A 13,647-nucleotide genomic window follows, 5' to 3' on the forward strand; every position below is an offset into this window, starting at 1 on the left:
TTCAGGACGTCTGCACCCGCGCGTTCGCGGCGAGCAGGGACGCTGACGGCAGCGGGATGCCTGCTGTCTTCGGCAGGACCGGAACGGCCGGGACAGCGGTGGCACCCGTAGTGGTGGCGTGGGGGAACTGCGGCTGTGGACGCGGCGCCGCGACCTCGGTGAACGGGATTCCACCGGGCGCCGTCGGCATCTTCCATCTGCCGGCCGGCGAGGGCGACCTGGCCGGAAGCGGGCAGGACGCGGTTGTCGCGAGCCGGGCGGGCACGGTGGTGCGCAGATCGTTGCCGCGCAGACAGTTGCCCCGTCCCCGCGTGGCGGTGGGGAACGCCCAGCCGACGTCGACGCCGTTGCCGGTGAACGTGTTGTCCACGATCTGGTTGCCGACCGGAGACATGTCGGCGGTTGCGGTGATCACCAGCCCGGCATTGCTGTTGCCGGCGATGCGGTTACGGACGAATTGGTTGTCGCTGCCACCGTCGATGCCGATGCCGGTCCCCCACCCGCCGTCCGCCTGCTCCGGGGTGGCCCTCTGCTGGTTGGCAGCGATCAGATTGCCCGCGATCACGGCGTCCTGCTGCGGGAGCAGCTTTTCCTGGTGGTCGGAGTCGGTGGTCAGTCCGACCCGGTTGCCGACCAGGCGGTTGCCGACGACGTACATGTCTCCGCCGGCGTTGGTGCCTTCGTAACCGATGGCGTTGAGTTCGGCGATGTTGTTCCGCACCACGATGTGACAGGGCTTGCACTGTCCGACGTAGATCCCCGAGTCGGCCCCGCCTGACGCGTACGAGTGCTCGATGACGCCGTTCTGCGCGGAGAACGCGTAGATGCCGTACAGGCCGTTGCGGGTCGCGGTCACATACGAGACCAGGAACGACTTGAGGAAGGTGACCGGCTCATCGCCGGTGTCGTAGCCCCCGGAACGCCCCGGTAGTCCGGCGACCGCTTTCGCCGAACCGGTGACCAGGACCCCGTTCTGCGTGTTGTTCCTTACGGTCAGGTTCTCCACGGCCACCCCGGGCGCGGTGACGACGATGCCGTTCGGTTGCTGCAACCGCCCGTCGATAACGACCTTGTCCCGGGACGCACCACGCAGAGTGACACGAGGCGTGGAGACCTTCACCGACTCGTGGTAGACGCCCGGCGCGACCAGCACCAGGTCACCGGGGTGAGCGAGAGACACCGCATCCGAGATCGTCGGGGCGTCAGCCGGCACTCTGATCGTCACGTGCGCGCCGGGTGGTCGCCGGCCGTGGCTCGACCCGTCGTCGCCGGGCCCGCAGCCCGCCACCACGCATGTCAGTGTGCTCAGTAACGCGGCCATCACGCGAAGACGGAGACGAGGCATGACCTCATCCTGGCACGAAGTCATCCCGGTACGGGGGCCGCTTGAGACCAACTCGCCTTCGCCAGAACGGATATGGCATTCTCCACACCGTGAGCCGAGCCGACTCCCATCCATCACGCCGCGCGTTCCTCGGTGCCACCGGGGCGGTGGCGGCCACCGGACTCACCGCCGGGTGCGAAGCGCCTGCACCTCAGCCAAGCCGGCCCCCCTCCCCCGCATCACCCACACGGGTGTCGCCGACCGGCCGCCATCAGGCAGGCATCACGCTCCCGCAACCGGCCCAGCCGAACCTCCTGGCGGTGGTGGCCGAACTCGGCGACGCCGTGGCGGTCGGCCCGCTGCTGGCCGAACTCGGCCAGACCATTCACGCGCTCACCGCGGGAACCGACCCACGACTGCTGGGCCTGCCGCCGGGCGATCTCACCGTGACGATCGGGGTGGGCCCACGGCTGGTGCGCATGGCCGATCCCTCTCTGCCCGGCGCGGCAGACCTCCCCCGGTTCTCCCGCGAGCAGATCGCCCCGCAGGCACGCGGCGGGGACCTGTTGGTACAGATCTGCGCCAGCGACCCCTTGCTGTTACCGGTCGTCGCCACCGCGCTTCTGCAGCAGGCCGGTCACCGGGTAGAGGAACGCTGGCGGCAGTCCGGGCGCCGCGGTCCGAACATCCCCGTGGACAAGGGCATCTCCGCGCCACGGAACCTGCTCGGTTTCATCGACGGCATCGTGGGCCCGCACACGACGGCCGAACACCAACGCCATCTGTGGCTGGCCGGGCCGGCTCCCGTCGGCGGCGGCACGATCGCCGTAGTACGGCGCATGGAACTCGACCTGCCGCGGTTCACCGCGCTCTCCGTCGCCGATCAAGAGGCGGTCTTCGGCCGGCGCAGGGCCACCGGCGTGCCCCTCTCCGGCGGGACCGCAGCCTGGGACCCGAACCTCGGCGCCAAAACACCGGACGGGCGCTACCTCGTCCCGGCCGACGCCCACGTCCGCCGGGCCAATCCCAACGTGGTCGGCGTCGGCCTCATGCTCCGCCGCTCCTACAGCACCGACGCACCCGCCCCCGGCCTGCTCTTCATCAGCTTCCAGAACGACCTACGCACATTCACCAACACTCTTGCGCACATGGACGATTCCGACGCACTGCTGCGATTCACCACCACCACCGCCAGCGCGACATTCCTCATCCTCCCCGGCTTCGACCAGCAGCACCCGCTCGGCGCCAAGATGTTCCACTGAACAGGTCACGGATCCACCCAGCTCACCGACCGCCGACCAGTACCCATCGTTCGCGTTCTGCACTGGCCGCGCTGGCGCCGCAGACACCCACACCGAGCCCGCATGGGGTGGCTTCCCAGCACAGCCACCGTCAGCACTTGGGTACCCGGTCGGGGGACACCGCGCCATCGTCGCTCATGATGGAAGTGCTTGCGTCGATATAGCCGGATCCGCCGTCGTAGGAGATCTTGTACGTCGCGCCGTAGCCGAATCCGGTCGCATCCGCCTTGCCTGGCGTGTAGCACTCGACTGTCACCGGCGTGAGCGTGGTCAGATCGGCGATCGGGTTCTGGCCCCGGGGATCAGCGTCCGGCCAGACGGAGACCTTGTCGTAGTTGCCGATCTTTCCGTCGACGCCGCACCCTGCCAGCACAGCCGTCGCCAACCCGGCTGCTACCACCGACACCACCACGCTCCGTTTGCGATTCACTCGTGCCCCCGTCCCTCCGCCCGCGCGGAATCCGTTGCGTAAACAGCTGCGAGTTCGATGCCCCAGGGGGAACAGCTAGTCGCCCCCTCCCCCGCCACAGGAGGAACCGCATGACGAGCCGCACGACGAGCCGCAGGACGGAGTGGAACAGCCGCCGCCTGGATGGGGCCGCCGCCTGCACCTCGCCCCCGTCGGCGCCAATGCGCTCGTCGGCACCGTCCACAGTTCCTTGTCCGCGCTGAACCCCGCCTCTTCGATCAGGGCCACGGTCCGCAGGTGCGCGCCCGGGTCGTGCTCGGGGGTGTCCGGCCCGTCGGGGTGGTGGTGCACGAACTGCCCGAGCCGGGCACACAGCTTGGCGTACACCGCCGTGTGCAGAATGAGGGCGTGCCACCCTTCGTCGACCGTGCGCGAAGGCCGGATGGACGTCGTCGGGAACTTCGCGGCGGCCACGACGAACTTGACGGCTTCTTCCACGACGCGCCTGGCCGTGGGCTCGTCCATGCCGGGATTGTTGTCCATGACCGTCGCGACGACACCCCTGAACGCGTCAGGAGCGAGCAAGTCACGCACTTCGTGCATGTCGTGTCTTCCTTCCTGTGTGTCTCCTCTGGCGCCCACCTCGGCTGTACGACCTGCCAGGATTGATCCGGCCAAGGCGGGAGCCGCCTTGCTGGGTCAGCCCACTGGCCGATCACTGCGCTGCGAGCCGTCCGCCACGCTGGGCAGGGCTGACTCCAGATGGTGTTTGAGGCGCTGCAGTGTGGTGCCGATGTTGGTGTTGTTGGCCAGCCAGCGGGCGCGGTGGGCCTCTTCGGCGAGCCGAATCATGACGGGCGGATCACTGACGACGCGATACGCATCAGCCGGTGTCGTCCTGATGGCCACCGTGCCCGTGGCCGCGGGATCCGGGAATCGCGGGATGCGCGACAGACGCAGCACAGGCATCGGAGCCTCCTAGACTGATGTAATCAGCGATTACATCAGTGCATGAAGGGGTGGTCAAGACCCTGCGTAATACGGTCAGTTGGCGATTCCGAGGCCGAAAGTGTCCAACACCTGCTCGGCCAGTTGCTCCGCCCGATCCGGCGGCAGATACCCGTCAACGATCATCTGCGACAGGCCGTAGACGATCGCCTGACCCGCGAGAGCCACAATCTCGGGATCGCCGGTGCGCAGCACACCGGCCTTCTGGTCGGCGACGATGATGTCGGCCAGAGACCGCTCGATGTCAGAGAGACGCTGGTGCAGTTCGGCGGGCCGACTGTCCCCGAACACCCTGGTCTTCATCAGCTCGAAGCGGCGCGGGTAGCGGATCGCGTAACGGACGAAGCCCAGGCCGAAAGCGCGCATCACGGAACCCTCGACGTCTGCGACCATGCCGAGCTGCCACTGCTCGAAGTCGACCAGGATACGGTCGGCGGCCGCGTTCAGCAGCGCCTGACGGTCGGCGAAATGCCGAAACGGCGCGCCCGGCGACACCCCTGCCCGGCGGGCGACTTCGCGTACGGTCACATGCTCCATCCCGCGCTCGTCCAGGAGCTCGATGGCTGCCGTGGTGAGAGCGGCGGGGAGGTCTCCATGGTGATAACCAACGCGTTCAGTGAGCTTTCCCTTCATGTACGCAGTGCTACCACATGCGGGAGCGCGACCGACCGGCGCCCGCGACTGGGGCTGGATGCCAGGGTGTTGGAGAGCGGGTTGCGCCATCGCTCCAGCAGCATCGACGACCGCACCCGCGCCCTGCGGCGCTCCCTGACCAACTCCACGCGGTCCCGGTCGGTACACAACCTCGACGAGCAACGCAACGGCTGCTACCTGTCGTGGTGTCCGGTGATGCCCACCTGACCCACGTGGTGTGAAAGTCGATCCGCAATGCGGTTCGCAGGGCAGGCCAGCTGTCCGGTGTCCGGAAGGGGCCTCAGCGCGGCCCGCGCAGGGCAGCGTCCAAGGTGGTCATCAGTTGCCCCACGCGGTTCTTGCTGGATGGCGCGAGGGGATACCGATGAAGGACATCGATCAAGACCGGTGTGGCGCGCTGCCGGGCCCGCTCGATCACCTTGATGCCGACTTCGGGATCGCCGCCGGCATTGATTTCAGCCACGCGCGCTGCGTTTGCAGCGGCACGCAGGATGTGGCCCACCTGGTGAGCCTTCGCGATCGGGTGGAGGTACGCGGCAGCCGCGGCATCGCCGGCAGCCCGCGCAGCGAGACGTGAGGCTTCGGTGGACGCCTCCTTCGCTGCTCGGTGTGCGTCCAACGAGGTGACACGCTGCACATTGGTCCTTCGCGCGCCGTTGACGAACTCCCATGCGGCATCAAGGGCTGCGCGAGGTCGAGGATCACTGGGGCTGACGTCCTCGAACACAGCAAGGACCTCCTGAGCGGCCTCTGCCGCGTAGCGTGCTACGACCCGCAACTCGTCCATGGTCAGCTCGAAATCACCGGACACGGTAGCCGTCATGACATCAAGCATCTCACGTGCCTCCCCTACGCCTCCTGCGCCAACCCAACACAGGCCCACTTCGGTCCGCTGCGGGAGTCCACCAAGCTTCGACAGATCGCCGTATTTACGCAGGAGCGGAGTCGAGCGGCTCCTCGGCCTCATGCTTCGCATCCGTGAAGGCTTGCGTGTAGAAGACGTCAAAGGAACGTTGAACGCCGCTCCCTAGCGTCGCTGGTACATCGATCACCGATCAACGGCAAGGTGGAGTACGCATCAGGACTGGACAGTGGGCGACCACGAGGCGGAGATCCATGACTGGAGCGATCGGTCCGAGGTCGTCGTGGACGCGCACGCCGCCGACCCGAGCGGCGGCAACCGCGCCGTGTGGGGGCAGCAGCGCCGGTACCGCTGGAACGGCGCCCACGTGATGCTGACCGCGCTGGACCTGGCCCGCCGGCTCTACCTGATCAAGCCGCCGCCGAAGCGCTGACGTACCGCCCCGGTCACCGGGGGCTGCCGCCACCGTGCTCCGCCTCGTGCTGTTGGAGGGCACTGCCGCCACTGCGCCGGTGCCTCTGTGGGGTCGCCCCCGGGGCCCTCGGCACCGGGGGCACCGGAGCCCTCGGCGACAACGGGCCGCTTCGGCAGCCGTCGCGGCCAGCCGCACCACGACAGGACAGCCGCCGGTGAGGGCCATCGTCCGGACACCCACCGGCCGCCTGCTCGCCCCCGGTGACGCCCGCCGTTGACCGCCTGCGCTCCGGCAGGGCTGGCCGTGCGGGCCAGGCCGTTCAGTGCGGAATCAGTGCGGAATCACCCAGTCCGGCCTCCAGGTCCCGGCGGCGTCATGGCCGGCCGCTGAGGCGGCGAGGTGGGCGCGGAGGGTGGCCAGCGCAGGGTGGGGGTTGTCGCGGTGCCAGAGGAGCGAGTGCGGGTAGACGGGTGTCGGGTCGGTGACCGGGATGCGGCGCAGGCCGTGGCCGGCGGGCCAGACGAGGCGGGTCTGCTCGCTCATGAAGGTGGCCAGGGCCGGGGTGTCGGCGACGGTGTCGAGGAGCGCGTCGGAGCCGAAGTTGGGGCCGGTCGCCTCGATGGTGAGGCCGAACTCGGCGACGAGGTCCTCGTAGTAGGCGGCCCACTCGGTTCCCGGGACGATGCCGGGCATCCAGATCCGGTGCCCGACGAGCTGGGCGAGGGTCACCGACCGGGCGTCCGCCAGTGCGTGAGCGGGGCCGGTAAGGAGCTGGAGCGGTTCGTCGAGCACCCGGACGGACTCGATGTCCTCGGGCAGGGGCCGGCCAGGCATGGCGACGGCACGGAAGGACGCGTCGATCGCACCGGACCGGATGGCGGCGACGGCCGCCTCGACGTCGAACAGCATCATCACGTCGAGCTCGATCTCGGGATGCGCACGGTGGAAGCCGCGCATCAGGCCCGAGGGCGCGACGCGCGAGGCGATCACGTCGACGCGCAGCGGACGGCGGCCGGGGAGCACGGACGCGACCGCGCGCTCGGAGACGCGCAGCAGCTCGCTCGCGTGGGGCAGGAACGCCTGCCCGTCGATGGTGAGCTCGGCGCCGCGGGGGGCGCGGGTGAACAGCCGCACGCCGAGGGTGCGCTCCAGCGCGGCGATGCGCTTGGAGACGGCCTGCTGGGTGATCGACAGGTCGGCGGCGGCCTTCTGGAACTGGCCCGCTTCCGCGACGGCGACGAAGGTACGTACTGCTTCGAGATCCACGCCGATCCACCTTAGTGAACAACGAATGGTTGTGAAGATCTGGCAAGGCAGTTGTTTGACCTGCTGCTGTGCTGCTCGCTTAGCTCTCACGGATCAACGTCGGTTTGTTCGGGTGGGAGCGCTGAGCATGGTGGGCAGGAGACCGTTGGGCCGGCAGTTCGGCTGGCTGTGGGCGGCGTATGCGGTGAGCGCGTATGGGTCCGGGTTGGGGTTCGGGGCATTGCCGCTGATCGCCGTGCTGGCGTTGCACGCCGGTCCCGCTGAGGTGTCCGCGCTGTCCGCGGTGGGGCCTGCGGTGGGCACGCTGATCGCGGTGCCACTCGCGCCGTGGGTGGAGTTTCGGCGCAAGCGCCCGGTCATGATCACGATGGACCTGGCCCGGTTCGCGGCTATGGCGACGATCCCGGTCGCCTACGCCTTCGGTCGGCTCGGTTTCGCCCAGCTGCTCGTGATCTCGGCCGTGGTCGCCGCAGCCAAGATCGCGTTCAACGCGGCCAGCGGCGCCTACCTCAAGGCCCTCGTCCCGCCGGATGACCTGCTCGTCGCCAACGCGCGGTTCGAGTCCACGAACTGGAGCTCCATCGCGGTCGGGCCACCCCTGGGCGGGGCGGCGATCGGCCTGTTCGGGCCGGTCACCACCGTGGTGGCCGACGCCGTCAGCTACCTGCTCTCCGCGCTGGGCATCACCGCGATCCGCGGCCGGGAAGAAGCGCCACGCCCCACCGGCAAAGGCCCGGTCCGGGCAGGCGCGTTGCTGGACGGCTGGCGACACATCATGGCCCACCCCGGCTTGCGGGCGCTCTACCTCAATCACATGCTCGTCGCCGGTCTGATCATGGCCACCGAGCCACTGCTGGCCGTCCTCCTCCTTCGCCAGCTCGGATTCCCACCCTGGCAGTACGGCCTCGCCTTCGCCGCCCCCTGTGCCGGCGGACTCATCGGCTCCCGGCTGGCCCGCCGTGTCGTGGCCCGCTACGGCCGGCACGCGGTCTTCCGGACCGTCGGCACCCTGCGCGCCATCTGGCTGATCGGCCTGGCCTTCGTCCGTCCCGGCATCGTCGGCCTCGTCACCGTAATGGCTGTCGAACTGGCCATCATCATCAACATGAGCCTGTACACCCCGGTGCTCGCCACCTACCGGCTCGAACACACCCCCCAGCATCTCGTCGCCCGCACCCTGTCGGCCTGGTCCGTCGGTCAGCAGGCGTCCATCGCCGTCCTCACCGCGCTCGCCGGGCTGCTCGCCGACGTCACCAGCCCACGCACCGCTCTCACGGTCGCGGGACTGCTCATCCTGACCACCCCGCTCCTGCTCCCCCGACACGACCACACCCCGCAGCACGCTCCGGAACTGGACCACAGCCACTCATGACACCCCACACCTCACCGCTGACGCCCGCAGGCCCGAAGCCCTTGACTGCACGGCCTCGGCCTGTAGGCGAGTGGCTCCGTGGCATCCGGCCACGGAGCCACCGCAAAAACCCGTTGGCGGACCGCGAGGACCACTGCTAGCTTTCCGGAGGCCGTGCGAGAGAACGAGGAGGTGGTACCCGTGAACGCAGTATCGACATGGGTGCTCCCCTCCGGGGTCACGGTCGGGCGATAGGTCGTCCGGGAGCGCCGTTCCGGTGCACTCCCGAAAGGCACGACCATGCAATTCACCTCTGAACAGCGCCTCGACGACGGCATCCTCGAGCGCGAATTCACCCTCGGCGAGATCCCCGGCACCCTGTGGACGCCCGAATCCGCCGCGCCGGTCCCGCTGATCCTGATCGGCCACAACGGCGGCTTGCACAGGCGGGAATCGCGGCTGGTGGCCCGGGCCCGGCAATCCGCGGCGTACGGCTACGCGGTGGCTGCCATCGACGCCCCCGGGCACGGCGACCGGCCCTGTTCCGCCGCCGACGAGCAGGCTCGCGCCGACCTCCGCCGGGCGATGCAGGCTGGCGAGCCGGTCGATGAGATCTTCGAGTCGTTCATCGGCCCGCTGGTCGACAAGACAGTCCCGGAATGGCAGACCACCCTGGACGCTCTCCTTGCGCTGCCCGAGATCGCCGGCCCGGTCGGGTACTCGGGATGGACCGCCGTGGGCATCCGGCTGGCGGTGGTCGAGCCGCGCATCGCGGCCGCCGGTTTCTTCGCCGGGGGTTACGTGCCCCGCGCCCAGCGAGAGGAGGCCCGGCAGGTCACCATTCCGCTGCTGTTCCTCCTGCAGTGGGACGACGAAGGGAACCCCCGGCAGCGGGCCCTGGACCTGTTCGACGCCTTCGGCACCAAGGAGAAGACGCTGCACGCCAATATGGGCGGGCACACCGGCACCCCGTGGTTCGAGGTGGACGACGGGGACCGGTTCTTCGCCCGGCACCTGAAGTGAGGCCGGGCCGTCGGGCCTGCAGCAGACGGTGAGCCGGCAGCAAACGGTAGGCGCTGTCGGCCAGGATGCCGCTCATCGAGGACAGGTCCCGGCCCTCCTCGATGGCGGCGGCCGACAGCTGCACAACCGCCCCGATCGCGGCGGCACCAGAATCGCCCGGTGACTGATGAAAGGCGTTGCCTCACCCTTCGCGTCGTCGTTCCCGACCCCACGCAGAGGGGTGCAAACGTGGAGGTCCGGGCGTTGGTTGAGGGTAGGGACATCCTGGCTGACGCATTTACCGAGGGTCCGGGCGAAGATCCCCGGTACCTCTTGGTGCCGGGCGGCCCTCTCACCGCTGCATCTGAACCGCACGAGGTGCGGCTGGCCGAGGCGTCGTGCACCGAAGGCTGCTGCGGCGCTCTCTACGTGACTGTCCGGCGCGACGGCGAGGACGTGCTCTGGGACGAGTGGCGCAATCCCAATGACGACGAGGTCGACCTGCCTGCCTTCCGCTTTGAGGCTCAGGAGTACCAAAGAGAACTGGAACGGGCGACCGCGGACCGCAGCTGGGAATGGCCGGCGCGAACCGTTGCCCGGCTGTTGGAGCAAGACCTCCGAGAGCGCGAGGACTGGCTCGCACGCTGGGAATGCGAACTCGGCGCCGTGTCCGCCTGGCCCTGGGAACCGGACCAGGTCAACGTCTTCCTCTTCCATCCCGGCCGCTCTGCGATCAGGGAAGACCGTCCATGGCTGCAGTTCCGGATGATCCTCGCCGTCTCCGGTGACGACCCGGCAGACCAAGCTGAACGGCTCGCTGAGCACCTCGTCGCAGGTGACCCGCGCCAGGCCGCCGAGGTCTGCGGTGGCTCACCAGAGTTCGCCAGGCAACTCGGTTACCCCTGGCCGCAGCGCCGCAGAGCCTTGAGCGCGGGGAATGCCGCACGTGAGGAATAACTGCATGTCGGAATGAGCAGCAGTTGTCGAGATAGGCGCTCCGCGCGCCATGCTCTGCTGCCTGGTCGTAGACGAGACTGAAGGTGTAGCCCCGGTTGTCATCGGAGATGACTTGGCCGTCCTCGTGATCGGGACCCTCCTGCAAGAGGTCGACGACTGTGGTCCGGGCGGGATCGAGCCCCTGATTCCTCAGGAGTTCCCACAACCGCACCCAGGTCGCACCGACCAATCGGGCCCCGCCGTGGTCGCGGCGGGGCCCGGTCGGCTCGTCTCACTGATCGAGCTTTCAGTTGGGGCCGAGTGTCAGCACGATCTTCCCCTGGGCGCGGCCGGACTCGATGAGTTGGTGGGCCTTGGCAGCGTCGGCCAGCGGCAGGGCGTCCGAGACGTACGGGCGCAGCTGCCCGGTATCGACCAGCTTGGCGATTTCCTGGAGTCCTGTGTGATCCGGCTCCACGGTGACGCCGGCGAATCGTCTCCCGGCCTCGGTGGCGGCCTGCTGGAGTGCGGTATCGGCACGGTCCACCACGGTGACCAGGAGGCCGCCGGGGCGTAGGGCGCGGAGCGATCGGGGGCCGTAGTCGCCGCCCACGGTGTCCAGGACGACGTCGGCGTCGGTGACGACATCGGTGAAATCGGTGGTGCGGTAGTCGATGACTTCGTCCGCGCCCAGACCGCGGACGAAGTCATGCTTGGCCGCGCTGGCTGTGGCGATGACGTGGGCGCCGCGGGCCTTGGCGATCTGGACGGCCAGGTGGCCGACGCCCCCACCGCCGGCGTGGATGAGGACTCGTTGCCCGGCTCGGACCTGCGCGGTGTCGACGATGCTTTGCCAGGCGGTGAGTCCGGCAAGTGGCAGGGCCGCCGCGTGGGCGTGGTCGAGGGCTGCGGGCTTGCGGGCCAGTTGGCGGGAGGGCACGGCGACGTACTCGGCGTAGGCGTTGCCGGCCCGTGGGAAGAAGGGCATGCCGTAGACCTCGTCACCGACCTGGAAGCGGGTGACGCCGGGGACGACCTCTTCGACGACGCCGGAGATGTCCCAGCCGAGGAGGAAAGGGGGCTTGCCGAGCAGGGGGAAGGCCCCGGAGCGGACCATCGCGTCGACCGGGTTGACGGCGGCCGCGTGGACCCGGACGAGCACCTCGGAGGGCAACGGCTCTGGCGGGTCCACGTCGGTGAGTTCGAGGACTTCGGGGCCGCCGAAGGTGTGCTGGGTGATCGCGTGCATGTCTGTACTCCTGGCAGTTGGGTTGGTGGGTACGGGCAGTTGAGGGGATCAGGCGTGCGGGGTGTGCTCGACGAGGAAGGCGGTGATGAGTTCCCGCCACTCCTCGGGCCGCTCGGCGAACGGCAGGTGACCGGTGGCGATTTCGGCCAGCCGCGCTCCGGGGATCCGGTCGGCGAGCTGCCGCTGCAAAGCGGGTGAGACCAACGGGTCGCCGGTCGTGGAGATCACCAGGGTGGGGACCGTGATTCGGGCAAGGTCGTCCCGGACGTCGATCCGGCGGACCAGGTCGGTGTGTTCCGGGGTGCCGGGCGGAATTGCCGCGGCCAGGAGGTCGGCGCCGTCCCGCAGTTGGTCGGGCGTGGCTGCGTTCAGCGCGGGGGTGCTGAGTGCCACCAGAGTCAGGTATTGGGCCAGCAGCGAAGGGTCACCGGATGCATACATCCGCTGCCACACCGCGGCGGCGAGATCCAGCTTGCTGTCCCGGTGAGCGAAGGTCGCGGTCAGTACCAGGGCGTTGACGCGCTCGGGGTGGCGCACGGCGGCGCGAATCGCGATGGGGCCGCCCAGCGAGAAGCCGGCGACCGCGAACGTATCCAGTCCCTCGGCGTCCGCGGCGGCCACCAGCTGGTCGGCCAACTCGTCCGCATCGAGGGGGCGCTCGGACCTAGGGGTCTTTCCGGTGCCCGGGTAGTCGGCACCAACGACCCTGTGGCGCGCGGCGAGCCCGTCGAGGATCGGTCCGAAGTTGCCCTCGACGCTGCCGCCGGCGCCATGAGCGAGGAGCAGTCCAGGGCCGGATCCGCGGACGGTACGGGCGAAGACGGGCCTGGGCAGGGCGGGTACGGCGGGCGCGACGGCGGGTGCGGCCGGGATGAGCACGGGCATGACGGATCTCCCCCTTGGGCTTGGCGAATCAGCTTTAGCGATCGCTACAGAAGGGAACGTAGCACATCTTTAGCGATCGCTATAGACTCGTTCCATGAATGCCGCACGCGCACCACGCCGCGCCTTCGACCGCGACGAGGCCCTGGAGGTCGCACTGAGGGAGTTCTGGCTGCACGGCTACGAGACAACCTCCGTCGCCTCGCTCACCCGGGCCATGGGCATCAACCCGCCGAGCCTGTACGCCGCCTTCGGTGACAAGCGGCAGCTGTTCAGCGAGGTCGTCCAGCGCTACGCGCAGACCCACGGCAGCTACGGGACCCGCGCCCTGGCCGAACCCACCGCACGCGGCGCCGTCGAAACGCTGCTGCGGCTGGCCGCGGCCGAATACACCGACCCCACCCACCCGCCGGGCTGCCTGGTCATCAACGGCGCGACCAACTGCACACCGGCAGCCGAGGACGTCAAGGCCGAACTACGCGCCTTCCGCGAGGGGACCAAGCACGCCCTCAAGGAAAAGATCCACGCCGACATCGACGCAGGCCGCCTGCCCGAAGGTACCGACGCCGGGGCGCTGGCCACGTTCTACGCGGCCGTCATCCAGGGCATGTCCACCCAGGCATGCGACGGGGTGGGCCGCGAAGACCTCGAGCGCGTGGTCAAAACCGCTCTCGATGCCTGGCCCACCCACACACCGCACGAAGCGTGATCCGACTCCGGCACCGCGTCCGGGACCGATCCCGACTGGCCGGACCAGGACGGAGTAGCGGCCCGGCAGGGCTGCCCGCAGCAGCAGGACGAATCGATCGGGCGGCGCGCCGAGGCAGGCGCCCCGCCCGCCGATGGATCACGGCCGGGTTTGCCAACCCACGCTTTAACACGATTATCTGAGCTATCCCGCGACCTTTAAATGCTTTCCCGCGGAGGGTACTCTCCGTTTGCGTGTGTATTCGCCGGCCGGATTCCTGGCCGGTTGACTGCTCGCTGT

Annotated in this window: 16 protein-coding genes; 7 read left to right on the forward strand and 9 right to left on the reverse strand. The window is 69.0% G+C overall.

All coding sequences use genetic code 11. From position 1 onward, the window contains the following. Position 1: 1 nt before the first annotated feature. Positions 2 to 1,345, reverse strand: coding sequence for a right-handed parallel beta-helix repeat-containing protein (locus V2J85_RS00450; RefSeq protein WP_410011202.1), 1,344 nt, complete (start codon positions 1,343 to 1,345; stop codon positions 2 to 4). An 89-nt stretch (positions 1,346 to 1,434) separates the two neighbouring features. Here V2J85_RS00450 and V2J85_RS00455 point away from each other — a divergent pair, with 89 nt between their 5' ends. After that, a complete protein-coding gene (locus V2J85_RS00455) occupies positions 1,435 to 2,586 on the forward strand; it encodes a Dyp-type peroxidase (RefSeq protein ID WP_330820262.1) in 1,152 nt (383 codons plus the stop codon). A 130-nt stretch (positions 2,587 to 2,716) separates the two neighbouring features. On the opposite strand, the gene V2J85_RS00460 is transcribed toward V2J85_RS00455, so the two are convergent. The 4 genes from V2J85_RS00460 to V2J85_RS00475 all read right to left on the reverse strand — a co-directional run bounded on the left by V2J85_RS00460 (position 2,717) and on the right by V2J85_RS00475 (position 4,675). Then, positions 2,717 to 3,031: a hypothetical protein gene (locus V2J85_RS00460; RefSeq protein ID WP_261953688.1), complete on the reverse strand. Its 315-nt coding sequence runs from the start codon at positions 3,029 to 3,031 to the stop codon at positions 2,717 to 2,719. Between the two features lie 99 nt (positions 3,032 to 3,130). After that, a complete protein-coding gene (locus tag V2J85_RS00465) occupies positions 3,131 to 3,637 on the reverse strand; it encodes a glycine-rich domain-containing protein (RefSeq protein ID WP_261953687.1) in 507 nt (168 codons plus the stop codon). Between the two features lie 96 nt (positions 3,638 to 3,733). Next, a complete protein-coding gene (locus tag V2J85_RS00470) occupies positions 3,734 to 4,003 on the reverse strand; it encodes a hypothetical protein (RefSeq protein WP_330820263.1) in 270 nt (89 codons plus the stop codon). 75 nt (positions 4,004 to 4,078) lie between these two features. Further along, complete coding sequence (locus tag V2J85_RS00475; protein ID WP_261953685.1) at positions 4,079 to 4,675, reverse strand: TetR/AcrR family transcriptional regulator; 597 nt, start codon at positions 4,673 to 4,675, stop codon at positions 4,079 to 4,081. Between the two features lie 81 nt (positions 4,676 to 4,756). Here V2J85_RS00475 and V2J85_RS00480 point away from each other — a divergent pair, with 81 nt between their 5' ends. Further along, on the forward strand, positions 4,757 to 4,903 hold the full coding sequence (locus V2J85_RS00480) for a hypothetical protein (protein WP_330820264.1): 147 nt from the start codon (positions 4,757 to 4,759) through the stop codon (positions 4,901 to 4,903). Between the two features lie 73 nt (positions 4,904 to 4,976). Here the strand turns inward: V2J85_RS00480 and V2J85_RS00485 are convergent, their stop codons facing one another. Beyond that, the gene (locus tag V2J85_RS00485; RefSeq protein WP_261953683.1) at positions 4,977 to 5,531 is read right to left on the reverse strand and encodes a putative immunity protein; all 555 of its coding nucleotides are present in this window, start codon (positions 5,529 to 5,531) and stop codon (positions 4,977 to 4,979) included. 256 nt (positions 5,532 to 5,787) lie between these two features. Between V2J85_RS00485 and V2J85_RS00490 the strand changes: the two genes are divergently transcribed. After that, positions 5,788 to 5,991, forward strand: coding sequence for a hypothetical protein (locus V2J85_RS00490; RefSeq protein ID WP_330820265.1), 204 nt, complete (start codon positions 5,788 to 5,790; stop codon positions 5,989 to 5,991). Positions 5,992 to 6,303: 312 nt separating this feature from the next. On the opposite strand, the gene V2J85_RS00495 is transcribed toward V2J85_RS00490, so the two are convergent. Further along, positions 6,304 to 7,239, reverse strand: coding sequence for a LysR family transcriptional regulator (locus tag V2J85_RS00495; protein ID WP_261953681.1), 936 nt, complete (start codon positions 7,237 to 7,239; stop codon positions 6,304 to 6,306). A 127-nt stretch (positions 7,240 to 7,366) separates the two neighbouring features. Between V2J85_RS00495 and V2J85_RS00500 the strand changes: the two genes are divergently transcribed. From V2J85_RS00500 to V2J85_RS00510, 3 genes are all read left to right on the forward strand, one after another. Further along, the gene (locus V2J85_RS00500; protein ID WP_330820266.1) at positions 7,367 to 8,611 is read left to right on the forward strand and encodes an MFS transporter; all 1,245 of its coding nucleotides are present in this window, start codon (positions 7,367 to 7,369) and stop codon (positions 8,609 to 8,611) included. A gap of 279 nt (positions 8,612 to 8,890) precedes the next feature. Then, a complete protein-coding gene (locus tag V2J85_RS00505; RefSeq protein WP_330820267.1) occupies positions 8,891 to 9,613 on the forward strand; it encodes a dienelactone hydrolase family protein in 723 nt (240 codons plus the stop codon). Positions 9,614 to 9,841: 228 nt separating this feature from the next. After that, entirely contained in the window at positions 9,842 to 10,549 is a 708-nt protein-coding gene (locus tag V2J85_RS00510) for a hypothetical protein (protein ID WP_330820268.1), read from the forward strand. 286 nt (positions 10,550 to 10,835) lie between these two features. Here the strand turns inward: V2J85_RS00510 and V2J85_RS00515 are convergent, their stop codons facing one another. Further along, the gene (locus tag V2J85_RS00515; RefSeq protein WP_330820269.1) at positions 10,836 to 11,777 is read right to left on the reverse strand and encodes an NADP-dependent oxidoreductase; all 942 of its coding nucleotides are present in this window, start codon (positions 11,775 to 11,777) and stop codon (positions 10,836 to 10,838) included. A 48-nt stretch (positions 11,778 to 11,825) separates the two neighbouring features. Then, on the reverse strand, positions 11,826 to 12,662 hold the full coding sequence (locus V2J85_RS00520) for an alpha/beta fold hydrolase (RefSeq protein ID WP_330820270.1): 837 nt from the start codon (positions 12,660 to 12,662) through the stop codon (positions 11,826 to 11,828). 94 nt (positions 12,663 to 12,756) lie between these two features. Here V2J85_RS00520 and V2J85_RS00525 point away from each other — a divergent pair, with 94 nt between their 5' ends. Next, entirely contained in the window at positions 12,757 to 13,368 is a 612-nt protein-coding gene (locus tag V2J85_RS00525) for a TetR/AcrR family transcriptional regulator (RefSeq protein WP_330820271.1), read from the forward strand. The last annotated feature ends 279 nt before the right edge of the window (positions 13,369 to 13,647 follow it).

It is taken from the genome of Streptomyces bugieae (assembly GCF_036352915.1).
Taxonomy (GTDB): Bacteria; Actinomycetota; Actinomycetes; order Streptomycetales; family Streptomycetaceae; genus Streptomyces; species Streptomyces endophytica.